21 protein-coding genes are annotated in these 24,415 nt (G+C 62.6%); 9 read left to right on the forward strand and 12 right to left on the reverse strand.

All coding sequences use genetic code 11. The annotated features are described in order from the left end of the window. Positions 1-11: 11 nt before the first annotated feature. Together FW789_RS18695 and FW789_RS18700 are read right to left on the reverse strand one after the other, a co-directional pair. The gene (locus FW789_RS18695; protein WP_101322482.1) at positions 12-542 is read right to left on the reverse strand and encodes a DUF5943 domain-containing protein; all 531 of its coding nucleotides are present in this window, start codon (positions 540-542) and stop codon (positions 12-14) included. Positions 543-617: 75 nt separating this feature from the next. Further along, the gene (locus FW789_RS18700) at positions 618-1,595 is read right to left on the reverse strand and encodes a dipeptidase (protein ID WP_446431858.1); all 978 of its coding nucleotides are present in this window, start codon (positions 1,593-1,595) and stop codon (positions 618-620) included. 233 nt (positions 1,596-1,828) lie between these two features. Here FW789_RS18700 and FW789_RS18705 point away from each other — a divergent pair, with 233 nt between their 5' ends. Beyond that, positions 1,829-2,230, forward strand: coding sequence for a lysozyme inhibitor LprI family protein (locus FW789_RS18705; RefSeq protein ID WP_371411593.1), 402 nt, complete (start codon positions 1,829-1,831; stop codon positions 2,228-2,230). A 10-nt stretch (positions 2,231-2,240) separates the two neighbouring features. On the opposite strand, the gene FW789_RS18710 is transcribed toward FW789_RS18705, so the two are convergent. Further along, complete coding sequence (locus FW789_RS18710) at positions 2,241-3,188, reverse strand: GlxA family transcriptional regulator (protein ID WP_103435269.1); 948 nt, start codon at positions 3,186-3,188, stop codon at positions 2,241-2,243. 145 nt (positions 3,189-3,333) lie between these two features. Between FW789_RS18710 and choX the strand changes: the two genes are divergently transcribed. The 5 genes from choX (at position 3,334) to FW789_RS18735 (ending at position 7,216) form a co-directional block, all read left to right on the forward strand. Further along, positions 3,334-4,278 carry a choline ABC transporter substrate-binding protein gene (gene choX / locus FW789_RS18715; RefSeq protein ID WP_103435270.1) on the forward strand — a complete coding sequence of 315 codons (945 nt, stop codon included), beginning with the start codon at positions 3,334-3,336 and terminating at the stop codon, positions 4,276-4,278. A gap of 70 nt (positions 4,279-4,348) precedes the next feature. After that, the gene (locus tag FW789_RS18720) at positions 4,349-5,233 is read left to right on the forward strand and encodes a 3-keto-5-aminohexanoate cleavage protein (RefSeq protein WP_446431859.1); all 885 of its coding nucleotides are present in this window, start codon (positions 4,349-4,351) and stop codon (positions 5,231-5,233) included. Positions 5,234-5,251: 18 nt separating this feature from the next. Next, positions 5,252-6,217, forward strand: coding sequence for an L-carnitine dehydrogenase (locus tag FW789_RS18725; RefSeq protein WP_446431860.1), 966 nt, complete (start codon positions 5,252-5,254; stop codon positions 6,215-6,217). 10 nt (positions 6,218-6,227) lie between these two features. Beyond that, positions 6,228-6,719, forward strand: a complete 492-nt coding sequence (locus tag FW789_RS18730) for a thioesterase family protein (protein WP_446431861.1) — start codon at positions 6,228-6,230, stop codon at positions 6,717-6,719. A 239-nt stretch (positions 6,720-6,958) separates the two neighbouring features. Continuing rightward, positions 6,959-7,216 carry a hypothetical protein gene (locus tag FW789_RS18735; RefSeq protein ID WP_103435274.1) on the forward strand — a complete coding sequence of 86 codons (258 nt, stop codon included), beginning with the start codon at positions 6,959-6,961 and terminating at the stop codon, positions 7,214-7,216. Between the two features lie 6 nt (positions 7,217-7,222). Here the strand turns inward: FW789_RS18735 and FW789_RS18740 are convergent, their stop codons facing one another. From FW789_RS18740 to FW789_RS18770, 7 genes are all read right to left on the reverse strand, one after another. Then, on the reverse strand, positions 7,223-8,890 hold the full coding sequence (locus FW789_RS18740; RefSeq protein ID WP_446431862.1) for an ABC transporter ATP-binding protein/permease: 1,668 nt from the start codon (positions 8,888-8,890) through the stop codon (positions 7,223-7,225). Next, positions 8,887-11,670: an insulinase family protein gene (locus FW789_RS18745; protein ID WP_446431863.1), complete on the reverse strand. Its 2,784-nt coding sequence runs from the start codon at positions 11,668-11,670 to the stop codon at positions 8,887-8,889. The genes FW789_RS18740 and FW789_RS18745 overlap by 4 nt, the downstream gene beginning before the upstream one ends. A gap of 29 nt (positions 11,671-11,699) precedes the next feature. Next, a complete protein-coding gene (locus FW789_RS18750) occupies positions 11,700-14,540 on the reverse strand; it encodes a TonB-dependent receptor plug domain-containing protein (protein WP_411562461.1) in 2,841 nt (946 codons plus the stop codon). A gap of 166 nt (positions 14,541-14,706) precedes the next feature. Continuing rightward, complete coding sequence (locus FW789_RS18755) at positions 14,707-15,684, reverse strand: FecR family protein (RefSeq protein ID WP_446431864.1); 978 nt, start codon at positions 15,682-15,684, stop codon at positions 14,707-14,709. Positions 15,685-15,784: 100 nt separating this feature from the next. Then, positions 15,785-16,285 carry a sigma-70 family RNA polymerase sigma factor gene (locus FW789_RS18760; protein WP_181089912.1) on the reverse strand — a complete coding sequence of 167 codons (501 nt, stop codon included), beginning with the start codon at positions 16,283-16,285 and terminating at the stop codon, positions 15,785-15,787. 118 nt (positions 16,286-16,403) lie between these two features. Further along, complete coding sequence (gene gbdR / locus FW789_RS18765; RefSeq protein ID WP_101322493.1) at positions 16,404-17,510, reverse strand: choline metabolism transcriptional regulator GbdR; 1,107 nt, start codon at positions 17,508-17,510, stop codon at positions 16,404-16,406. A gap of 460 nt (positions 17,511-17,970) precedes the next feature. Next, a complete protein-coding gene (locus FW789_RS18770) occupies positions 17,971-19,347 on the reverse strand; it encodes an L-serine ammonia-lyase (RefSeq protein WP_207072336.1) in 1,377 nt (458 codons plus the stop codon). 452 nt (positions 19,348-19,799) lie between these two features. On the opposite strand from FW789_RS18770, the gene FW789_RS18775 reads away from it, so the two are divergent. The 3 genes from FW789_RS18775 (at position 19,800) to choV (ending at position 22,852) form a co-directional block, all read left to right on the forward strand. Further along, complete coding sequence (locus tag FW789_RS18775) at positions 19,800-20,747, forward strand: choline ABC transporter substrate-binding protein (RefSeq protein ID WP_446431865.1); 948 nt, start codon at positions 19,800-19,802, stop codon at positions 20,745-20,747. Positions 20,748-20,828: 81 nt separating this feature from the next. Further along, positions 20,829-21,677: a choline ABC transporter permease subunit gene (gene choW / locus FW789_RS18780; protein WP_178080849.1), complete on the forward strand. Its 849-nt coding sequence runs from the start codon at positions 20,829-20,831 to the stop codon at positions 21,675-21,677. After that, a complete protein-coding gene (gene choV, locus FW789_RS18785; RefSeq protein WP_103435281.1) occupies positions 21,674-22,852 on the forward strand; it encodes a choline ABC transporter ATP-binding protein in 1,179 nt (392 codons plus the stop codon). Before choW ends, choV begins: the two co-directional genes overlap by 4 nt. Before the next feature lie 37 nt (positions 22,853-22,889). On the opposite strand, the gene hisF is transcribed toward choV, so the two are convergent. Together hisF and hisA are read right to left on the reverse strand one after the other, a co-directional pair. Next, positions 22,890-23,660, reverse strand: coding sequence for an imidazole glycerol phosphate synthase subunit HisF (hisF, locus tag FW789_RS18790; RefSeq protein ID WP_101322498.1), 771 nt, complete (start codon positions 23,658-23,660; stop codon positions 22,890-22,892). A gap of 10 nt (positions 23,661-23,670) precedes the next feature. Further along, positions 23,671-24,408 (reverse strand): 1-(5-phosphoribosyl)-5-[(5-phosphoribosylamino)methylideneamino]imidazole-4-carboxamide isomerase, encoded by a 738-nt coding sequence (hisA, locus tag FW789_RS18795; protein ID WP_101322499.1) that lies wholly within the window; start codon positions 24,406-24,408, stop codon positions 23,671-23,673. Between the last annotated feature and the right edge of the window lie 7 nt (positions 24,409-24,415).

The following is a 24,415-nucleotide window of genomic DNA, read 5'->3' on the forward strand; positions in this document are numbered from 1 at the left end:
CCGGCTCAGGCTTACAACGGCTTTGTAACGAACAGGCCATCTTCGTGGCCCTCTTCCGACCCGCCGTAGACCTGCTCTGCCACGGTGCGCAGCGAGCTGCCACGGGCGGCGAGAATCTGGTCCATGGCGCCGGCAAACCAGCCGGTGAACATGTAGTCGACCTTGCGGCCAACCTTGCCGTACACATAGACGAACGCCGAGTGCTTGAGCCTGACGCTGCAGGTGCCCTTGTCGAGGTCGATGGCTTCGATTTCAAACAGGCCCCAGCCGCGCTGGGACAGGCGCTTCATGTAGTGTTCGAACACCGCCACGCCTTCCAGGCCATGGCATTCGGCTTCTTTTTCACACCAGTGCCAGGCCGACTTGTAGCCGGCCTTGTAAAGGATCTCGGCGTAGGCGTCGGCGCCCAGTACTTCTTCGATACCCATGTGGTTGTTGACGAAGAAATGGCGTGGCACATACAGCATCGGCAGCGCGTCGGAAGTCCAGACACCGGTCTCGCTGTCGACTTCGATTGGCAATTGCGGGGCGATCTTGGCCATGGAAACTTAACTCCAGAAATTTTTGAGAGATGGCCCAGACTGTTTTGGCCTGGGCAGAACGGTTTGGAGTGCGGCTTACTCGCCCCACACATCCTTGAGCACGTTGACCCAGTTCTCGCCCATGATCTTGCGCACCACGCGTTCGCTGTGGCCGCGCTTGAGCAGGGTTTCGGTGAGGTTGGGGAACTCCCCCACAGTGCGGATGCCAAGCGGGTTGATGATCTTGCCGAAGTTGGTCAGACGGCGGGCATAGCCCTTGTCGTGGGTCAGGTATTCGAAGAACTCCTGGCCGTGACCCTGGGTAAAGTCGGTGCCGATGCCGATGGAATCTTCACCGACGATGTTCATGGTGTATTCGATCGCCTCGGCATAATCGTCGATGGTCGAATCGATGCCCTTGGTCAGGAACGGCGCAAACATGGTCACGCCAACGAAGCCGCCGTGGTCGGCGATGAACTTGAGTTCTGCATCGGACTTGTTGCGCGGGTGTTCTTTCAGGCCCGACGGCAGGCAGTGCGAGTAGCACACCGGCTTCTTCGATTCGAGGATGACTTCTTCGGAGGTTTTCGAGCCGACATGGGACAGATCGCACATGATCCCGACGCGGTTCATCTCGGCGACGATTTCGCGACCGAAACCGGACAGGCCGCCATCACGCTCGTAGCAACCGGTGCCGACCAGGTTCTGGGTGTTGTAGCACATCTGCACGATGCCGACGCCGAGCTGCTTGAACACATCGACGTAGGCGATCTGGTCCTCGAAGGCGTGGGCGTTCTGGAAGCCGAAGAGGATGCCGGTCTTGCCCAGCTCCTTGGCCTTGCGGATGTCGGCGGTGGTGCGTACCGGCATCACCAGGTCACTGTTGTCGCGGATCAGCTTCTGGCTGGCGGCGATCTGGTCGACGGTGGCCTTGAACCCTTCCCACACCGACACTGTGCAGTTGGCTGCGGTCAGGCCGCCTTTGCGCATGTCCTCGAACAGCTCGCGGTTCCACTTGGCGATAATCAGGCCATCGATGACGATGCTGTCGGCGTGTAATTCGGCTGGGCTCATCAGGCTGTCCCCTTTTTGATATGGGTTGCGCCGAATCAGGTGTCGGCGTTTAGGGCCAGCATATGCCTGCGCGAACGACGAGCCGGATGCAAAAACGACAAGGGCCATACCGAAAGCGTCAAAGCCCTCATCGCGACAGTTGGCTTCATGACAAATGTCGCTCAAGCCTGTTCAAGGGGGCAGCGCTGAGCGAGAATTGCCCGACTTTTTCATGGGAAGTGAACATGCTGCGGATCAATTCATTGATAGGCCTGACTTTATTGTTGAGCGCGCCGTTCGCGTTCGCCGCCGACGATGAGTCCACCCCATGCGACAACGTCGACAGCGATGCCCAGGGCTACGCCTGCGCCGCTTACAACAAGCAAACCGCAGAACGCGAGCTGCAAGCGGCGTTCGATGACCTGATCCAGCGGATTCGCGACCAGTACCCGGATGAGGGCGACAAGGTACAGAGCCTGTCCGAGCGTTTCCGCGCTGCGCAGACCCTGTGGACGCAACTACGCGATGCCGACTGCAAGGTCGAGACCGCCGCTGAAAAACCCGGCAGCAAGGCCTTCGAAGCCGCCTGGAACACCTGCGTGGCGCAGCGCAGCGATGATCGCTCCGAATACCTGCAGTCGATCGGCCAGCAATAACCCGCCGCCTTCATGACGCCGCACTGGTGTGGCGGTCGGCCCGCGGGCAGCGCTCGAAGCGCGCCCGGTAACAGCGGGTGAAGTACGACGCCGAGTCAAAGCCGCAGGCGATGCTGACCTGCAGCACGCTCATGTCGGTCTGGCGCAGCAACTGGCGCGCCTTGTCCAGCCGCAGGCGCAGATAGAAGCCGCTCGGCGTGTCGTTCAGGTGCAGCCGGAACAACCGCTCCAACTGGCGTCGGGTGACCTGGATCAGGTCGGCCAGCACCTGGGTATGCAGCGGCTCCTCGGTATTGCGCTCCATCTCGCCGATCACCTTGACCAGCTTCTTGTTGCTCAGCCCGTAGCGCGCGGCAATCTGCATGCGCTGGTGATCCTGGCGTGGGCGGATACGGCCGAGCACGAACTGCTCTGAGACCTGTACCGCCAACTCGCTGCCATGGGCCTGGGCGATCAGATCCAGCATCAGGTCGATCGAGGCCGTACCACCGGCACAGGTGATCCGCCGCCGGTCGATCTCGAACAACTCCTGCGTGGCCTGCAAGCGTGGGTAGCGCTCCTTGAACGCCTCCAGCGCTTCCCAGTGCAAAGTCGCCCGATAGCCTTCGAGCAAGCCGGCTTCAGCCAGCAGCATCGCGCCGGTATCGATCCCGCCGAGGATCACTCCTTCATGCTCGAGCCGGCGCAGTGCCTGCTGCAACCCCAGGCTGTAGTGCGCCAGCGGGTCAAAGCCGGCCACCACCAACAGCATCTGCGGCGCTGCCTCCCCCGCCAATGCAGCATCGGCATTGACCGACATGCCATTGCTCGCCTGCACCGCGCCGCCGTCCAGGCTGAGCACGCGCCAGCGATACAACGCCCCGCGAAAGCGGTTGGCCACCCGCAACGGCTCCAGGGCACTGATAAAGCCCATCGCGGAAAAACCCGGCAACAGCAGAAAGTGAATGGTAACGGCCATCGAGGGCTCCCGCACAAGGTAGTCGCCAGGGTGCAAATGTTGGTCGCCAGCGTGCGACTTTTGCCTGGGCTTGCCGGGTAGCTTAGTCACACGGCCCGCAGAGGTCGCCCACCATAACAACATGCACTGCCGATGGAGAGCCACCATGCACAGCTTGATCCGCCGCAGCCTGTTACCCCTTGTGTTGAGTACCAGCTTTGCCCTGCCAGCATTTGCTGGCGAACCTGCGGTGTGCCAGAAGGTCCGCCTCGGCGTGGTCAACTGGACCGACGTCATCGCCACCAGCGCCATGGCTCAGGTATTGCTCGATGGCCTTGGTTACCAGACCAAACAGACCAGTGCCTCGCAACAGATCATCTTTGCCGGCATCCGCGACAAGCGCCTGGACATGTTCCTCGGTTACTGGAACCCGATCATGAACCAGACCATCACCCCGTTCGTCGAGGCCAAGCAGGTCAAGGTGCTCGCTGAGCCGAGCCTGAACGATGCCCGCGCTACCCTGGCGGTGCCCAAGTACCTGGCCGATCAGGGCCTGCAAAGCTTTGCCGACATCCATAAGTTCGAGAAGCAGCTGGGCGGCAAGATCTACGGCATAGAGCCCGGCTCAGGTGCCAATACCCAGATCAAGGCAATGATCGCCAAGAACCAGTTCGGCCTGGGCAAGTTCCAGCTGGTCGAGTCCAGCGAGGCCGGCATGCTCGCGGCGGTTGACCGCGCGGTACGGCGCAAGGAAGCGGTGGTGTTCTTCGGTTGGACCCCACACCCGATGAACGTCAACATCGACATGGTCTACCTGGGCGCCAGTGAAGACGCCCTCGGCCCGGACGAAGGCCGCGCCACAGTGTGGACGGTGACCGCGCCTGACTATGCCGAGCGCTGCCCCAACGCCAGCCGGCTGCTGGCCAACCTGACCTTCAGCGCCGAGACCGAGAGCCGCATGATGCAGCCGCTGCTCGAGCACAAGGACGCGCTGGAATCAGCCCGCAAATGGCTGCAGGAGCACCCCGAAGACAAAGCCCGCTGGCTTGAAGGGGTAACCACTTTCGACGGCAAGCCGGCTGCCGACAACCTCAAGCTCAGTGCCAACTAAGCGACCTACGCGGTCCTTGTAGGACCGCGTACAGCCCCCGCCATCCAGACTTCTAGCCAGGAACCCCAGCATGAACCACGACGTCATCATTACCTGCGCCCTCACCGGCGCTGGCGACACGGTCGCCAAAAGCCGCCTGGTGCCGATCACCCCGGCGCAGATCGCCGCCGCCGCGGTCGAGGCCGCCAAGGCCGGCGCCACGGTCGTCCACTGCCATGTCCGCGACCCGCAGACCGGCCGCTTCAGCCGTGACGTCGAGCTGTACCGCGAAGTCATGCAGCGCATCCGCGAGGCCGACGTCGACATCATCGTCAACCTCACCGCCGGCATGGGTGGCGACCTGGAAATCGGCCCTGGCGAGTCGCCGATGGCGTTCGGCCCCGGCACCGACCTGATCGGTCCGCTGGAGCGGCTGGCGCACATCGAGGCGCTGCTGCCGGAAATCTGCACGCTGGACTGCGGCACGCTCAACTTCGGTGATGGCAACGCCATCTACGTATCGACCCCGGCGCAACTGCGCGCGGGCGCCAAACGGATCACCGAGCTGGGGGTCAAGGCCGAGCTGGAAATCTTCGACACCGGCCACCTGTGGTTCGCCAAGCAGATGATCAAGGAAGGCCTGCTCGATGACCCGCTGTTCCAGCTGTGCCTGGGCATCCCCTGGGGCGCGCCAGCCGACACCGGGACCATGAAGGCAATGGTCGACAACCTGCCGCCGGGCGCGACCTGGGCTGGCTTCGGCATTGGCCGCATGCAGATGCCGATGGCCGCGCAAGCGGTGCTGCTCGGCGGCAACGTGCGGGTCGGCCTGGAAGACAACCTGTACCTGGACAAAGGCGTGCTGGCCAGCAACGGCCAGCTGGTCGAGCGTGCAGTGGAGATCCTCAGCCGGCTCGGTGCCCGCGTGCTCACGCCGGCTGAAGGTCGGGCAAAAATGAACCTCAAGCGCCGGTAATTTCCTCAGGAGTCGAACATGCCTTTCATTACCGATATCAAGATTTTTGCCGCGCTTGGCAGTGGCGTCATCGGCAGCGGCTGGGTCGCCCGCGCCCTCGCCCACGGCCTTGATGTAGTCGCCTGGGACCCAGCCCCCGGTGCCGAACAAGCCCTGCGCCAACGGGTCGCCAATGCCTGGCCCGCGCTTGAGAAGCAAGGCCTTGGCGCAGGTGCCGCGCAACAGCGGCTGCGCTTTGTCGACAGCATCGAAGACTGCGTGCGCAACGCCGACTTCATCCAGGAAAGCGCACCCGAGCGACTGGAGCTCAAGCTCGATCTGCATGCGCGCATCAGCGCTGCCGCCAAGCCCGCTGCAATCATCGCCTCGAGCACCTCAGGGCTGCTGCCGAGTGAATTCTACGAGTCGGCCAGCCACCCCGAACGCTGCGTGGTCGGCCACCCGTTCAACCCGGTCTATTTGCTGCCGCTGGTCGAAATCGTTGGCGGCCGCAATACCGCTGCCGAAGCCATCGAAGCCGCCAAGGTCATTTACACCGCACTCGGCATGCGCCCGCTGCACGTGCGCAAGGAAGTTCCCGGTTTTATCGCCGACCGCCTGCTAGAAGCGCTCTGGCGCGAGGCCTTGCACCTGGTCAACGACGGCGTCGCCACCACCGGCGAGATCGACGATGCGATCCGCTTTGGCGCCGGCCTGCGCTGGTCGTTCATGGGCACCTTCCTTACCTACACCCTGGCGGGTGGCGACGCTGGCATGCGCCACTTCATGGCCCAGTTCGGCCCGGCGCTGAAGCTGCCCTGGACCTACCTAGCCGCGCCGGAGCTCAGCAAACAGTTGATCGAAGACGTGGTTGCAGGCACCTCGGAGCAACTCGGCGAGCGCAGTATCGCGGCCCTTGAACGCTACCGTGACGACACCCTGCTGGCCGTGCTGGAAGCGGTGAAAACCAGCAAAGCCCAGCACGGCATGAGCTTTGCGGACTGAGGAGCAGACGATGCCTGCCCAGATTACCTACCGCACCCCAGTCCAGACGGACTGGGTCGACTACAACGGCCACCTGCGCGATGCTTATTACCTGTTGATCTTCAGCTACGCCACCGATGCGCTGATGGAGCAGATCGGCCTGGACGCCGACGCGCGTGGGCACAGCGGCCATTCGCTGTTTACCCTCGAGGCACATATCAACTACCTGCACGAGGTCAAACTGGGCAGCGAGGTGTGGGTGCAAACCCACATCCTCGGCTTTGACAACAAACGCCTGCACCTTTACCACAGCCTGCACCGGACAGACCTCGAACAGGCACTGGCGGCCAGCGAGCAGATGCTGTTGCACGTGGACCTGGCCGGGCCGAGTTCGGTGCCGTTCAGCGACTACAGCCGGTCGCAACTGCAGGCCATGGTTGCGGCTCAAGCGCCATTGCCAGCAGATACATGGATCGGTCGTACCTTGCAGCTACCGGGCAAAAAAAACCCCGACAAGCCGTGAGCTGTCGGGGCGGGAGAGTGAGCGATATTCACTGTGACGAGTCAGGGTGACCAAACCCCACGTTGCGGTGAATGACCCCAGTGTGCGGGCCCATTGGTTGATCGAGTTAGCCATGAGCGACCTGTTCATAGCCAAAGCAGCCATGTCGGCATTCTGTTGTTGCGGGCATGTCGCGGTCGTCACAGAATCGGTCGTAAATCACAGCAGCACTCTCTTGGCGATAAGAAGGGACAACAACCATGATGCATGCGGATTTGATTGATCAGGACGACCTGCTGGGGCAAATGCGCGCTCGCGGCTTTGATATTCCCGCCGGCGCCAGCGCCGAGCAAGCCTGCGAAGTGGTCGTGCGCGGGCTGACCGAACCCAACGCACGTGCACTCAAGGGCATGGTCGAGCAGATGTACACCGGCAGCGCGACGATCCTCCCGGCAGTGCGCCAGGCCATCGAAAAACAGCTGCTGCCGGCGTTGGCGCAGTTCAACAACCGCGCCTGATTCGGCTCATGCGGGCTGGGGCTGGGGCTCCAGCTCCAGCGTGCGCTCGAACAATTCGCCGAGGCCGACCTGGTGGGTCACCCCTACCACGGTACACTGCGGCAACTCGCGACGGAGCATGCGCAACAGGCCATAGGCGGCGTTGAAGTCGAGCTGGCTGGTGGCTTCGTCCAGGTACAGCGTGTCGGGTTGGTACAGCAACGCCCGCGCCAGGCTCAGGCGCTGTTGTTCACCGCCACTGAGCACCCGCTCCCACTCTGCTTCGTCACCCAGGCGGCTGACCAGTTCGCTCAAACCGACCTTGACCAGTACGTCGATCAACAGCACATCGTCGAAGCGCTGCAACTGCGGATACGCCAGCAGTTCATGCAGGCGCATCTGCGGCAGATACGGCTTTTGCGGCAGCAGCAGGCTGCGCCCGGGCGGCAACTGCCAATTACCCCGGCAGTACGGCCACAAGCCTTGCAGGGTGCGCAGCAGGGTCGACTTGCCCAATCCGCTGCGGCCGGCCAGGCGCAGCCACTGGCCCTGGCCCACCCGCAGATCGAGATTGCTCAGCAGCGCGCTGCCATCTGGCCGGCACAGGGTCAGCCCTTGCGCGCACAGGCAACTACCCTGCGGCGCACTGACTACCTGCTGCCGGCTGGCTTCGATGGCCCGCTCGAACTGATCCAGCCGCTCCATTGCCGCGCTCCAGCGCACCAGCTTGTTGTACAGCTTGATGAACCAGCTCAACGAATCGTGCACAGCGCTGAAGGCGCTGCGGATCTGCATCAAGCCACCCAGGGTGATGGCTTTGCTCATGAACGCCGGCATGGCCGCGAACACCGGAATGATCAGGCTCAAGCGCTGATAGGCGACGGTAAACAAGCTCAGGTCGCGCTCACGGCCAATCAACTGCCGCCAGTTGCTCGCAATCGCCTGAAAACGCCGGGCCAGTTGCTCGCGCTCAACCCCTTCGCCGCGGTACAGGGCGATCTGCTCGGCATGGTCGCGCTTGCGCAGCAAGCTCGCGCGAAAGTCCGCTTCACGATGCTCGCGTTCATAGTTCAGAGCGTGCAGCGGCTTGCCGATCAGGTGCGTGAGGACACTACCGGTCAGGGTGTAGATGACCACGATCCACAGTAAATAGCCGTGTACGGTGAAGGTCTCGCCGAACAGGCTGAAGGTCTGCACCCCGGACAGGTTCCACAGGATCAGCGCAAAGGCACCGACCTGGGCCAGGTTGATCACCAGTGACGCCACCAGCTCGATGCTCAGCCCCACCATCAGGTCGACGTCCTGAGCGATACGCTGGTCAGGGTTGTCCGGCTCGCCGCTCAGGCCCAGCCGATAGAAGGCGTGATCGGCCAGCCAGGCATCGGTCAGGCGTGCGGTCATCGCCTGGCGCCAGCGCAGTTCTAGACGTTTGCGGATGTAATCGAGGCCGACGATGATCAGCACGTAGGCGCCCAGGTACAGCGCGTACTGGCCCACCAGCCCATACAAGGCAGCGGTATCGAACGCCGCCAGGGTGTCGTAGAAAGCCTTGCTCCAGCTGTTGATCAGCACGTTGATCTGCACCACCAGCAAGCCCAGGCCGATCACTGCCGCCAGCATCAACCAGCCCTGCCACTGGCCGCGATCATGCCAAAAAGGGCGGCTCAGACGGACGAATCTGCGCAGCGTATTCACAGCGCCTGCTCCAGCGCAGTCACCGACGGCAGCAAGCGCAACTGCACCTGATTGGCCTGAGGGAACAACTGCCGCGCCTGCTGCTGCAGGGCCGGCAAGCTTAGCGCTGCCGGTAATTGTGCCTGGGTACGCAGGTAGCGTGGGTCTTGCCAGTGACGCTCGCTGAGGATCAAGCGCTTGAACTGGGTTTGCGGGTCGTCACGGCGCTTGGCTTCCTGGCGGGACAGCTCTCGCCGCTGCGCAGCAACCCATTGCCCGTCGACGTCCAGCTCGGCCAGGGTCTGCTGCGCCAGCGCCCACAGCTCATCGACCCGGGCCGGGTCGCAGGTGAAGTTCAAGCGGCTCTCGATGCGCTGGGTCTGTGGGTTGAGTTCGCTGTCGAACTGCAAGCGGTAGATCCCCGAGGCTTCCCCGCGCAGGCGCTGCTTGAGGCGCTGGTTGGCCAGATCACGCAGGGTGGCCACGCGCATGGCCGCTTCAGGGCTCCAGGCCTGCGGCTGATAACTGCTGGCCTCGAGCACCGCCCTGGGCTCCAGCGCGATGGCCAGGTCATGCCGACGCTGGCCGGGTTGCTGCATAACCGGCTTGCTCGGCAAGGCGGACGTGCGCGGCACGCTGGCGAGCTGCTCACGCACCAGCGGCTCCAGTTGGGCAGGGTCAATGTCGGCCATCAGGTAATAGGTTACTGGCGCACCTGCCAAGCGCTGCCAATCAGCACGCAGTTGCTCGCTGGTCAACGCTTGCAGCGTGGCAGGCGTTGGCGACTGCCAGGCATCGGCGCCGAACTTGAGCCGGCGCTGCTGGCTGTCCTGCTGGCTGCGCACATCATCAGGGCGGCTGTTGCTGCGTGCCAGCAGGTCAGCGCGTGCCTCGCTGAACAGCGCCGGGTCGATGTTCGCCTGCTGGTTCAGGCGATAGCTCTGAAACAGGCTTGGCAGCTGCTCGGGCGCTGCGCTGAGGTTCATCTGCAGGCGCTGCGGTGAGTGCTCCAGGCTGATGGTGGCGCGCTGCTGTCTGCGCCACTCGGCCAACGCCTGGCTTGCGCCTGCCTGCGGGGCGCTGGCCAGCGCCAGTTGCGCCGCCATCTGCAAGCGCCAAGCCGGCGCACCGCCGATGTTATAGCCCGCCGATGATTCCGCTTGCAGCAACCACTTGCCGTCCGGGCCGTTGCGGCGCAGCCAGACCAGCCGATCACCGTTGCTCAACTGCCAGTGCTCGACCTGCTCTTGAGCAAAAGCCTTGCGCGCAACGATGGTGCCGGCCGGGCCGGGTGCAGGCAGCTCGAAGCGAGGCGTTGCAGCGACCTTGGGCGCTTCGCTGACGGGTGCCGACAGGCGTGTCTGGGCAATGCTTGCCTGCAGCGCTTCGACTTGCGCGACCGTCGGCAGGCGCACCAGGCTGGCCTCTGGCGCGCTGATCTGCAGCACCCGGTCACGGCTGGCGAGCCAGCGCTGCAGGCGCTGCTCAAGGTCGCTGCGATCGATCTGCTCAAGCACTTCAAGATAACGCCCGGCGGTGGCCTGACGATCAGTCACCCGCCCTTCAGGGGCAGTAGCGTTGCTCAGTTGCTCGACCCACTGTTCGAAGCTGCGCGCTTTGGTATTGGCCACCGTCTTCTTACCGAGGCCGCGAATATGCGCCTGCTCACGTTGGAAATCGGCCTCGCTGAACCCATGCTGGCGCAGCCGCTCGATCTCGCTGAGCAACTGGCGTAGCGCCTGATCGTGGGCCTGGCCCTCGACACCGGCGGCGATACCCAGCACGGTCGACTGACTGCCAATCAGGGTCTTCTGCGCAATCAGGCTACGCACGCCCGGTTGCAGCGGTTGGCGGCGCAGGCTGTCGAGCAGGACGGCCAGGGTCATGCGGTCGATCAGCCGCTCACGCAAGGCATTGCGGCTGCTGCCGCGGCTGTCCGGCTCATGCAGGCGCAGCAGCAGCGAGACTTGATTGCTGCCCGACTGCGGGTCGTGCAGGTGGAAGACCTTGAGGCTGTTGTCCAGCGGCAGGTCGCGATAGGCCCGCGCCGGGCTGCCAGTGCCAGCGGCCTTGCCGAAGGTCTGCTCGATCTGCGCCAGCATCGCCGCCGGTTCAAAGTCACCGACCGCCGAGATGACCATGTTGCCAGGCTGGTACCACTTCGCCTGGTACGCCTGCAGGCTGCCCAGGCTGGCACTGCGGATCGCCGCTTCATTGCCGATGGTGCGGTGTTCGGGGTAGCGCGAGCCGACCCGCTGCGACGCCGTGCGTTGCTGGTTCATGCGCTGGGCCACGCCAAGGCCGCCGCGCCATTCCTCGATGACAATCGGCCGCTCGCGCTCAAGGTCCGCCGCCGTGTAGTCAGCCGCAAAAACCATGTCTGCAAGTACCTGCAAGGCCTGCGGCGTCTGCTTCACGCCAGCCGGCGGGCTGAGCATGTACTGGGTGCGTTCATAGTTGGTCATGGCATTGAAGTGCCTGCCCTGCACCCAGCCCAGCTCGGTCATGCGCTCGCGCACGTTGCTGTTCTGCCCGGCGCGGCTGTGGAACAGCAAGTGCTCGACCATGTGCGCGACGCCAACCTGGTCTTCAGCTTCGTCGATGGAGCCGGCGTTGACCGCCAGGCGCAAATCGAGCCGGCCAGGCTGGCTGGTCTCGCGCACCAGCCGGTATTGCAGGCCGTTGGCCAGGGTGCCTTGGCTGACTGCCGTGTCCCACGGCAGCGGTGTATCGGCGTCAGGCAGCGCTGCGCAGGCGCCGAGCAGCAGCGGGCCAAGCAGGCCGGCAATGAGCTTTTTCATCAGGGTGTCCACGGTTTTTTATAGGAGGATCAGAAGCGGTAGCCGACTTCCAGCCAGTACTGGCGGCCGACTTCGTAGCTGACCAGGCTGACCGACTCGCGGCTGGCGATCTTGTTGACCCGGTCAGTGACGTTGGTCACGTCGACATTGACGAACATCGCCTGGTCCTTGCCAGTCGGGATCTCCCAGGCCACACGCATGTCCCAGGTTGGCGCGCCGGGGGTGGCCACGGTTTCGTAACGCTTGAGCACCTCACCGTCGACCTCGGCATCCGGGCTGACCCCGACCACCTGGTCGTACGGGCCGCGGTAGCGGAAGAAGTTGCTTACCGACAGGTTCCACTGAGGGATGTCGGTGATGGTGGTCAGGCGCCCGGTCCACGGCCGGTTGAAATCGCTGGCCGGCAACTCGTGATAGGCGATGCGCTTGCCGTCGAGAACCACGTCTTCGTTGTCCAGCTGGTCGCCGTCCAGGCCCGCTTCATAGGTCGCACCATAAGCATTTTTGGAACGCGACCAGTCCAGTGCCAATTGCACGCTGGTGCTGGTGCCATGGAAACGCAGCGGCTGCATCGGCGTCACCGTCAGGCTGAGGTTTTCACTCTCGCTGGTGCCCGCATTGAGATAGGTGTAGTAATCCTTGCTGTAGCCTTCGGGGATATCCTTGGCGTCAAGGTAGTAATACGGACGAGTCCGGTAGATCTGCCCCTTGCCGGTACGGTTGACGTACTTGAGCTGGAACTCGGTGTTGAACCAGCGTTGATTGAGACCCAGCATCCACTCATCGTCGTAGGGGATGTCCATCGTCGAGAACTTGCTCAGGTTCGGGTTGCGGCTGGCCAGGGTCCAGTCGTCAGCCTGGGCAGTGCGGGTATAACGATTGGTAAAACCCTGGCGCCCATCGGCAAGTCGGTACTTGAACAGGTTGCGACCGTAGTAACGGTTGGCGCCGAACACCAGCACGGTGCTGCGATCACCGAAGAAGTCGTAGTCGCCGGCAAAGCGCGGCGCCAGGCTTTTCTTCTCCATGTAGTCGTCACCCTCATAGCGCAGACCCGGGCGCAGGGTGAGGTTGCCGTAGCCGATTTCATCCTGAATGAACAAGGCGTACTTCTTCTGCGTCATGTCGATCTTGCCGGCACCGTAGTTCATCATCGCCGAACCCCATTGGCGATTCTGACCAGTAAGCAGCAACCCGTTGGAGCACCATGGGTCGCTGCCGCCGCAGGCGCCGTTGTCGCGTTTGAGGGTGGTGATCGACAACGCCGAGTCTTCCCGCTCCCAAGTGGCTTGCTGGTAGCCAAGTTCAAGGCCTGTGGTCAGGCTGTGGGTACTGCTGCCCAGGTTGAAGGTCTGCCAGTCGGCCTTGAGCTTGTAGTCGAGGCTGCGCTGGGTCTGGTAGATATCACCAAAACCACCCTCCGAGCTGCGCGCATTGTTCAGGCCCGGGTTGCCCCAGTCCTTGCTATCGGACCAGTACCACTTGATCTCCTGATCGCGATCAGACTCGCGCGACGCATACAGATCGCTCATAGCCAGTTGCTGAGTCCAGCGCGCGTTGTCGCCCTCATAGATGGCCTTGAACGAGCCCTGCCAGCCGCCATTGATATTGGTGTAGCCGGAGTCCCGGTAGTCTTCCCGGTAGTAGGTGTTTTCCTGCGGGGCGTAGACGATCGAGGTGTCCAGGGTCAGGCGGTCGTTGACCGTCCAGTAGGTCTTGAGCAGGAAGTTGTCGAGCTGGCGGGTCTGCTCCTGGTCGTTGTCGCTGGTGGGGCTGCTGTAGCCATTGGCGTAGCCGCGCAGGGGCAGGTACGAGCGCTTCTGCGAGAAGTTCAGCAACGCGCCGAAGTTGTCGGTGAGGTGGCCCTCGAGGGTGCCGCGCAATGTCGTCTTGGTGAACTCCGGCTGGTTTTTCTCGTTTGACGAGGTCTCGAAGTTCTCTTTGTTTTCCCGGGTGATGTGGTAGCTGGTCCACTCCGAACGGGTCATGGCGTAGGAAATCTTGCCGTGCAGATCCTGGCTTGGGCGGCGGGTGATGGCATCGACCACACCGCCATTGAAGCCGCCAAACTCGACCGGCACGTTGCTGTCGTAGACCTTCACTTCTTCAAGCAGGTCGGCGTCCAGCGCGATGCCGTGGGAGCGGCTTGGCGCCGAGTCGAACTGGCGGGTTTCGTTGTAACCGTGGGCGCCGGGGTCGAGGTCATTGTTGATCGAGATGCCATCGATCATGAAGTTGTTCTGATAGAACCTGGCGCCGTTGATGCTGATGTCGGCCGGGTCGATTTCGCCGGGCGTGTTCGAGCTTTTCTGGTCGGTGCTGAACTGCACGTTGGGGTGCATCTGCAGCAGCGTGGTGATGTCGCCGTTAGCGCCGGGGAAGGCTTTGATCGCCTTGCGGTCGATGACCGTGGCGCCCATGTAGCTGTTTTCTTCGGTATCGCCGAGAACTACCGTGTTATGCAGCTCCAGCGCGCCGTCGGCGGCGCTTTGCAGGCGACGAAAGACCAGCGCGCCGTACTCGTAGTCCCAGGCCAGGCCGCTGCCCTGGAGCAAGCGCGACAGGGCGATTTCGCTGCTGAACTGGCCGCTGATGGCACTCGATTGCAGGCCGTCGAGCAGGTCTGGGTCGACCGTCACCTGCAGGTTGCTCTGCTGGCCGAAGTTGATCAGCGCGATAGCGAGGTTCTGCGCGGGGATGTCGAACATGTGCACCTGGCTCAACAGCGTGCGCTCGGCGGCCTCTTCAGCATACGCTGGCAGCGCGCCAAACAAGCAGCACAACCCAAGCATGCCGCTACCTGCGGCGTTCTTCAGGCGCAACGACCAACCCCGCGCTGGGCGCGACCTACGGCTTGCTACTACAGTCATCCCACGTCCCCGCCCCGAACACAGTCCGGGTAGCAAATAGAATACGAATCGATCTCAGTTATTGCGCGCGGGGTAGAAGACGAGGTGGTTCGCGGATTTTTCAGAAAATTTTGAAATATTTTTTCTGGGAGCGGCTTCAGGGCTGTCGCTCAGCCCCGAACAGGCCTCAAGGGCGGCTGACGACAAGCAACCAGGGACCAAAATTTTCGACCTTGCCACCATGTGGCCGCAACACGGCATTGAGCGCCGCCTGGGGTTTGCGCAGGTCATACACGCCGGTCACGCGTTTGCTGCCCAAGCTCTGGTCGCGTAACAGCACCTTGCCTGGCAGGTAACGCTCAAGCTCACCGATCAGCTCGGCTATCGAGACGTCATCGGCAATCAACTGGCCCTTGCGCCAGGCGGCCGCCTGCGACGGCTGGAAAGTGCGGACCTGGACCAACCCGTCGATATAGCGCAGGCGCTCCCCTGCCGTCAGCGCGCTGGACAACACCCGCGCCTGGCTGGCATCAGCGACGCGCACCGAACCGTGCTCGACCTCGACGTCCACCTGCTGCGGGCGCAGCTCAACATTGAAGGCAGTGCCGGTAACCGTCACCTGCACAGCGTCGGCGCGGACATGAAACGGCCTGGTAGCGTCCGGGGTGACTTTGAAGAAGGCCTGCCCGGCGAGCAGACGCACATCGCGTTGAGTGCCGGCGTACTGGACGGCGATGGCGCTGTCGCTGTCCATCTGCACCACACTGCCATCGGCCAGGGTGACGTCACGGGTTTCGCCCTGGCCGGTGCGGTAGTCGGCCTGCATGCGCAAGCTGAGCGAAGGAGCCAGCGCCACCAGCAAGCAGGCAGCTACTGCCGCGCCGAGCCAGCGCCGCCGGCGCCGCGTTGGCCGAGCCGCTGGCGGCAGTGAAACGGGATTGCTGGTTACCGGCAGCGGCCACTGGGCGGCGCTAGTCGGCCTCAGTTGAGCGGTCAGGCGCCAGACCCGCTCGGCCTTGCCATAGGCCTCGGCATTGGCCACATCGCTGGCGCACCACTGCGCAAGCTCAGCCCGCAGCTGAATGTCGTCGGGCGCCTGCTGCACACGCAGGAGCCAGTACAGCGCCTGATCACGACGGCTGGAAGCGGGGTCTGCTGACGTCATGTGCGGCCAGTCTCCTGTGGATTAGCGGGCGCGAAGGGTCGCATAGAGTCGGCCCGTTGAGCAAAAGACGCGGCAGCGCGTGGTTTTTTCACAGATGCTTTCAAAGATCGCCCTCCAGCCGCTCCAGACAATGGCGCAGGGCATCGTGCACCAGCTGATGGACGAGGCTGACCGAGACATTCAGGTGGTTGGCCACCTGCTGCAAGGTGAAGCCGCCGAGACGATGCATCTCAAACGCCAGACGCGTGCGCTCGGGCAGCTCTTCCAGCGCGCGGCTGATGGCTGCCAGCTCATTCTGCTGGCTGACGGATTGCTCCGGGGAGGCGCTGCTCGAGGGTATATCGGCAAGCAGCTCATCGCCGCCGGGCTGGGCCTTTTCGGTGGCATTGCGGCGGGTTTGATCGAGCGCCAGGTTGCGCACGATGCGGTACAGGTAGCTGGCTGGGTGGCGGATGTCGGCGCTGTCGTCCTGGCGGCTGAAACGCAACCAGGCCTCCTGCACAACATCCTCGGCGCGGGCGCGGCAACCTACGATCGGCGCGGCGTAATCAAGCAACGCCGCCCGGTGGCTCAGGTACAGCTGCAGTTTGTCGTCCGCCACGGGGTGGTATGCCAGCAATGCTCGGGGCGGCGATGTTACCTGTAGTCGAGAATCATTATCAACAGATTCACGCTACTTGCCCCCGCCTTCGCGGAAAGCCGCGAAGGCCTGCTGAGAATTACAGCCTTACGCTGGCAAACGTCGACTCGTTGCGCGCCTGGCTCAGTGCAGCCAACGGCCCACTGTGCGGCGACAGGGTCATGGCCTGCGGAATCGGCATCATTGCCACCTGCTGGGTGGTGTTGGAACCGACACGCTCATCGCGCGGCGGAATGCCGAAGTACTCGCGGTAGCACTTGGAGAAGTGCGGCGTGGAAACGAAACCGCATACCGAAGCCACTTCGATGATCGACATCGGCGTCTGTTTGAGCAACTGGCGGGCGCGGATCAGGCGGAGCTTGAGGTAATAACGCGACGGCGAGCAATGCAGGTACTTCTGGAACAGGCGCTCGAGCTGACGGCGCGAAACGGCGACATAGACTGCCAGCTCGTCGAGATCGATCGGCTCTTCAAGGTTGGCTTCCATCAGCGCGACGATCTCTTGCAGCTTCGGCTGGTTGGTGCCGAGCATGTGCTTGAGTGGCACGCGCTGGTGGTCCTGTTCGTTGCGGATGCGCTCGTAGACAAACATCTCGGAGATGGCTGCCGACAGCTCACGGCCGTGATCACGGCTGATCAGGTGCAGCATCATGTCCAGCGGCGCAGTGCCACCGGAGCTGGTGAAGCGGTTGCGGTCGAGGGTGAACAGACGGGTGCTCATGTTGGCCCGCGGGAACGCCTCCTGCATCGACGCCAGGCACTCCCAGTGCACGCTGCAATCAAAGCCGTCGAGCAAGCCGGCACAAGCCAGGGCCCAGCTGCCGGTGCACACCGCACCGAGGCGACGCGACTGACGCGCTTGCGCCTGCAGCCAGGTGACGTGCTCGCGGGTAACCGTGCGCTGAATGCCGACACCGCCGCAGACAATCACCGTATCGATCTGCGGCGCGGCGTGCATGGAGGCATCCGGGGTGATCTGCAAGCCATCGCTGGCCCACACCTGGCCGCCATCGACAGTCAGGGTATGCCAGCGATACAGCTCGCGACCCGACAGTTGGTTGGCCATGCGCAGCGGCTCTACCGCCGACGCCAGTGATATCAGGGTGAAGTTGTCCAGGAGAAGAAATCCGATGGACTGTGGTGCGCTGCGGTTCTGGGTTTGGGTCCCGGAAGTGTACGACGTCATCGCGATTTCTCCTCACTCAAATACAGGGGTGCCTCAGGCGGGCACTGGTTCTTGTCATGGCCCCAGTTCGTATGCGGGGGCTCTGTTGATAGCACTAGCGATTACAACGCAATTGGCATGCCTAAATTGAATGGCCCGCCAACAAAGTCCAAAAACGACCTTGCGCACCAGCGACCATGGGCTTCTGCTACAGCGATGGTTCTAGCCGCAAGCCCCGTCGTAGGGCTTTTCCTTATCGCCAGTGAGCATTTAAGTAGCAGTGCCGGGAAACATGTCTCTAAACGACATGTAACCTTGTCACCGCTCCAGTATCAGCCTGTTAAACAATTTGTTTGAAAATGCAGATGACCGGCGCACCAAAAAGAGGCGCAGTGGTCATTAGTGGCAATTTCGAGTTGTGCGAGGTGCGCATTCGGCTGCAAAAAAGGGCCGCATGCGGCCCTTGGGAATCAACGCTGAATCAGCATTCGATGACGCTGACGGCAAGACCTCCGCGGGAGGTCTCCTTGTACTTGTCGTGCATGTCGGCGCCGGTATCGCGCATGGTGCGGATTACCTGATCGAGCGAGATGAAGTGCTCGCCATCACCGCGCAAGGCCATCTGCACTGCGTTGATTGCCTTCACTGCGGCAATTGCATTGCGCTCGATGCACGGCACCTGAACCAACCCGCCGACCGGGTCGCAGGTCAGGCCGAGGTTATGCTCCAGAGCAATTTCGGCGGCGTTTTCCAGTTGCGCCGGAGTTGCCCCAAGCACTTGAGCCAGGCCGGCGGCGGCCATTGCGCAGGCGGAGCCGACTTCACCCTGGCAGCCCACTTCGGCGCCCGAGATCGAGGCGTTCTTCTTGCACAGAATGCCTACCGCAGCTGCAGCCAGCAGGAAATCAACGACGTGGCTTTCATCGACCACGTCGGAGAAGCGCATGAAGTAATGCAGCACCGCCGGGATGATCCCGGCAGCGCCATTGGTAGGCGCGGTGACCATGCGCCCGCCGGCGGCGTTTTCTTCGTTGACCGCCAGGGCGAACAGGTTGACCCACTCCATTGCACTGAGGGTCGAGCCGATCACGTTGGGCTTGCCCAGCTCTTGCAGGCTGCGGTGCAGCTTGGCTGCCCGGCGACGCACATTGAGCCCGCCAGGCAGGATCCCTTCATGCTTCAAGCCGTTGTTGACGCAGTCCTGCATGGCGCTCCAGAGCTTGATCAGGCCGGCGCGAATTTCTGCCTCGCTGCGCCAGACCTTCTCGTTGGCCAGCATCAATTGCGACACGCTGAGGTCGTTTTGCTTGCACAGCCGGAGCAACTCGGCAGCGCTGTTGAAATCGTACGGCAGCTCGGTTTGATCAGCATCGAGCACACCGCTGGCAGCCTGCTTGGCGTCGACCACAAAGCCGCCGCCAACCGAGTAATAAGTGTCCTGGTGCAGCTCGCCGTGCGCGCCCTCGGCCTTCAAGGTCATGGCGTTGGGGTGGTACGGCAGGTTCTCGTCGAGCAGCAGCATGTCGCGCGCCCAGACAAATTCGACCGGCAGGCGGTTGTCCAGCAATAGGGTATTGGTTTCGCGCAGATCGGCGATGCGCGGGACGATCTGGCTTGGGTCAATGGCGTCTGGCCATTCGCCCATCAGGCCCATGATGGTGGCGTGATCGGTGCCATGGCCGATGCCGGTGGCCGACAGCGAGCCATACAGGCGCACCTCGATACGCGCCACTTGTTCAAGCTCGCCGCGCTCACGCAAACCCTCGACGAACAGCGCTGCGGCGCGCATTGGGCCGACAGTGTGCGAGCTGGAAGGCCCTACACCAATCTTGAACAGGTCGAACACGCTGATGGCCATGGTCGGAACACCTCTTGCTGGGCTTGTCTGGCCGCGCCATGTGGCGCGTCTGGCAACTGCTAGGCTGAACCTGCGAGCTGCCGCTATTACCTGCATCATCAGCCTTTTGCGCCGCCACTCGCCGTCTGCAACCGACGTACTTTTGTCCGGCCGCGCCGCGATGTGCTGGCGCAGCTTAGGCCCTGTTCCAGCCGTTTTCGGCTGGGTAAATGCCGCAAAGAGGGGGTGCAGCGGGTGGAAAAATCCATATGCGACATTGCCCGTACTGGATACGACCCATCCTGTACTGGATGCGACTCAGGCAGTAGGCGATTGCCCGGCGCTGGAGGATTATCGAAAGCGACTCGTATTGCACGGCCCCGCAACCTGCCCTCTGCAGGCCTGGTCGACCGGACCCTGAGAAGCCCCGGCGACCCACGCGAACCCGAAGAAAAAACTACAGGAGTCCACCTATGAAAGGTTCACCCTCGCTGTTGCTGGTTGCGATGCTCACGGCACCGTTGCTGGCTCAGGCTGCAGAGCCGGAACAGTGTCAGACGGTACGTTTTTCCGATGTCGGCTGGACCGACATCACGGTAACCACTGCGGTTACCAGTGCGGTGCTCGAAGCGCTGGGTTACAAGACCCACACCACCATGATCTCGGTCCCGGTGACCTACAAGTCGCTGGCCGCAGGCAAGGATCTGGATGTATTCCTCGGCAACTGGATGCCGACCATGGAAAACGACATCAAACAGTACCGCGACGCCGGTACCGTCGAGACCGTGCGCGCCAACCTGGAAGACGCCAAGTACACCCTGGCAGTGCCACAGGCGCTGTATGACAAGGGCCTGAAAGACTTCGCCGACATCGCCAAATTCAAAGACGAACTGGGCGGCAAGATCTACGGCATCGAGCCTGGCAACGATGGCAACCGCACCATCCAGAGCATGATCGACAAGGACGCCTTCGGCCTCAAGACGGCCGGCTTCAAGATCGTCCAGTCCAGTGAAGCAGGCATGCTGTCGCAGGTCGATCGCTCGCAGAAGCGCGGTGAAGCGGTGGTGTTCCTCGGCTGGGAACCACACCCGATGAACAAGCGCTTCAAGATGCAGTACCTGACCGGTGGCGACGACTTCTTCGGCCCTGATTTTGGCAAGGCCACCGTGCTGACCAACACCCGCAAGGGTTACACCCAGGAGTGCAGCAACGTTGGCCAGTTGCTGAAGAACCTGTCGTTCTCGCTCGACATGGAAAGCGAGCTGATGGGCAATGTTCTCGACGACAAGATGAAGCCTGATGCCGCGGCCAAGGCGTGGCTGAAAAACAACCCACAAGTGCTCGATACCTGGCTCGCCGGAGTCACCACCGTAGATGGCAAACCAGGGCTGGAGGCAGCCAAGGCCAAGTTGGCGCAATAACCAACACACAACCGGCACTCTCTCGGGGCAGGACCGTGCCTGCCCCGGACTGATTCCAATCTATGCAGGTGGAAGCTCGCTATCATGCTTATTGATCAGAAAATACCTCTGGGGCAGTACATCGCGTCGTTCGTCGAATGGCTGACTCAGAACGGCGCAGATTATTTCGATGCCATCGCTCAAGGCCTGGAGTTCATGATTCACGGGGTGACCAGCGCCCTGACCTGGTTCAACCCACTGGTGCTGATCGCACTGTTCGCCGCGCTGGCGCACTTGATCCAGCGCAAATGGTCGCTGACGGCCTTTGTTGCACTGTCGTTTCTGCTGATTCTCAACCTGGGCTACTGGCAGGAAACCATGGAGACCCTCGCCCAGGTCACCTTCGCCACGGTGGTGTGCGTTGCCATCGGCGTGCCGGTGGGCATTCTTGCCGCGCACAAACCGATGTTCTACACCGGCCTGCGCCCGGTACTCGACCTGATGCAGACGGTACCCACCTTCGTCTACCTGATCCCAACCTTGACCCTGTTCGGCCTCGGCGTTGTGCCGGGGCTGATCTCTACCGTGGTGTTTGCGATTGCCGCGCCGATTCGCCTGACCTACCTGGGCATCTGTGACGTACCGCAAGAGCTGCTCGATGCCGGCAAGGCCTTTGGCTGCTCGCGCCGGCAACTGCTGACGCGCATCGAACTGCCGCACGCAATGCCGAGCATTGCCGCTGGCGTCACCCAATGCATCATGCTGTCGCTGTCGATGGTGGTGATCGCCGCCCTGGTCGGCGCTGACGGCCTGGGCAAACCTGTGGTCAACGCACTGAACACCGCTGATATCTCCCTGGGCTTCGAAGCAGGCCTGGCGATCGTGCTGCTGGCAATCATGCTCGACCGTATCTGCAAGCAACCTGAAGCTACGGCAAGGAGTGAGGCATGAGCATCATTCGATTCGAAGACGTCGACGTCATCTTCACCAACAAGCCGCGCGAGGCGCTGTCGCTGCTCGACCAGGGCCAGACTCGCGAGCAGATCCTCAAGCAGACCGGCCTGGTGGTTGGCGTCGAAAAGGCCAACCTGGATATCGAGAAAGGCGAAATCTGCGTGCTGATGGGCTTGTCCGGTTCGGGCAAGTCGAGCCTGCTGCGCTGCATCAACGGCCTTAACACGGTCAGCCGCGGCAAACTTTTCGTCGAGCACGAAGGCAAGCACATCGACATCGCCCACTGCACACCGGCCGAACTGAAGATGATGCGCACCAAGCGCATCGCCATGGTGTTCCAGAAGTTCGCCCTGATGCCGTGGCTGACAGTGCGGGAAAACATCAGCTTTGGCCTGGAGATGCAAGGCCGCCCCGAGAAGGACCGGCGCAAGCTGGTGGACGAGAAGCTTGAGCTGGTCGGCCTGACCCAATGGCGCAATAAAAAGCCTGACGAGCTCTCTGGCGGCATGCAGCAGCGCGTCGGCCTGGCCCGCGCCCTGGCCATGGATGCCGACATTCTGCTGATGGACGAACCGTTCTCGGCCCTCGACCCGCTGATCCGCCAGGGCCTGCAGGACGAGCTGCTGGCGCTGCAGAGCAAGCTGAACAAGACCATCGTGTTCGTCAGCCACGACCTCGACGAGGCGCTCAAGCTGGGCAGCCGCATCGCGATCATGAAAGACGGCCGCATCATCCAGTACAGCAAGCCCGAAGAAATCGTGCTGAACCCAGCGGATGAATATGTGCGCACCTTCGTTGCCCACACCAACCCACTCAACGTGCTGTGCGGACGCAGCCTGATGCGCACCCTGGACAAGTGCAAGCGCGTCAATGGCTCAGTGTGTCTGGACCCGAGTGGCGATTCCTGGCTCGACCTGGGCGAAGGTAACTCGTTGACCCGCGCACGCCAGGGCCAGAACGGCATGGACATGCAGAACTGGGCGCCGGGGCAGGATGTGGCGTTGCTCGACCGCCGCCCGACCGTGGTGCACGCCGATATCGGCATGCGCGAAGCGCTGCAGATTCGCTATCAGACCGGCAACAAGCTGGTGTTGCAGGATAACGACAAGGTAGTCGGGATTCTTGGCGATACCGAGCTGTATCACGCGTTGCTCGGCAAGAACCACGGTTGATGACAGTGGGGCCGTCTGGCGGCCCCACTCGGGTGCATCAGCGTACGACGATTCCGCGCGCGGCCATGTAAGCCTTGGCTTCAGGCACGGTGTATTCGCCAAAGTGGAAGATACTCGCTGCCAGCACCGCGCTGGCATGCCCTTCCAGAATGCCGTCCGCCAGGTGCTGCAGATTGCCCACACCACCTGAGGCAATCACCGGAATCCCCAGCGCATCGCTGATGGCCCGGGTCACGCCCAGATCAAAGCCGTTTTTCATGCCGTCCTGATCCATGCTGGTCAGCAGAATCTCACCGGCACCCAGGCCTTCCATCTTCTTTGCCCACTCGACTGCATCGAGCCCGGTCGGCTTGCGCCCGCCGTGGGTGAAAATCTCCCAGCGCGGGGTTTCGCCCGGGCCAGAGACCTTCTTCGCGTCAATAGCGACCACGATGCACTGCGAGCCGAAACGCTGCGCAGCCTCGCCCACGAACTCGGGGTTGAACACCGCCGCAGTATTGATCGAGACCTTGTCGGCACCAGCATTGAGCAGGTTGCGAATATCCTGCACGGTGCGCACGCCACCGCCCACGGTCAGCGGGATGAACACCTGGCTGGCCATGCGCTCGACGGTATGCAAGGTCGTGTCACGGCCATCGACGCTGGCGGTGATGTCGAGAAAGGTAATCTCGTCGGCGCCCTGCTCATCGTAACGACGGGCGATTTCTACCGGGTCACCGGCATCGCGGATGTTCTCGAACTTGACGCCCTTGACCACCCGGCCGTTGTCCACGTCCAGGCAAGGGATGATGCGCTTGGCCAGTGCCATGGGTTGCTCCTCAGCCTTGGTAGGTGTCGCAGAAGGCCTGGGCCTCGGCGACGTCCAGGGTACCCTCGTAGATCGCCCGGCCAGTGATGGCACCGACGATGCCCGGCGCCTTGGCGTCGAGCAGGGCACGAATGTCACCCAGGTTGTGGATGCCGCCCGAGGCGATCACCGGGATGCGCGTGGCTTCGGCCAGGGCTTTGGTGAAGGGCACGTTGCAGCCCTGCATCATGCCGTCCTTGGCGATGTCGGTGTAGACGATTGCCGACACGCCATCAGCCTCGAAGCGCTTGGCCAGGTCGATCACCTGCACCGAGCTGACTTCAGCCCAGCCGTCGGTGGCGACGAAACCGTCCTTGGCGTCCAGGCCAACGATGACCTTGCCCGGAAACGCCTTGCACGCTTCGGCGACGAACTCAGGCTGCTTGACCGCCTTGGTGCCGATGATCACGTAGCTGACGCCGGCCTTGATGTAGTGCTCGATGGTTTCCAGCGAACGGATACCGCCGCCGATCTGGATCGGCAGTTGTGGGTAGCGTTTGGCGATGGCAGTAACCACTTCGCCGTTGACCGGCTGGCCTTCGAAGGCGCCGTTGAGGTCAACCAGGTGCAGGCGGCGGCAGCCACCCTCGACCCATTTGGCGGCCATGCTCACCGGGTCATCGGAGAACACCGTGGAGTCTTCCATGCGGCCCTGACGCAGGCGCACGCAAGCACCGTCCTTGAGATCGATAGCGGGAATAATCAGCATCTTGGCA

Source organism: Pseudomonas sp. 1121_17 (assembly GCF_052850745.1).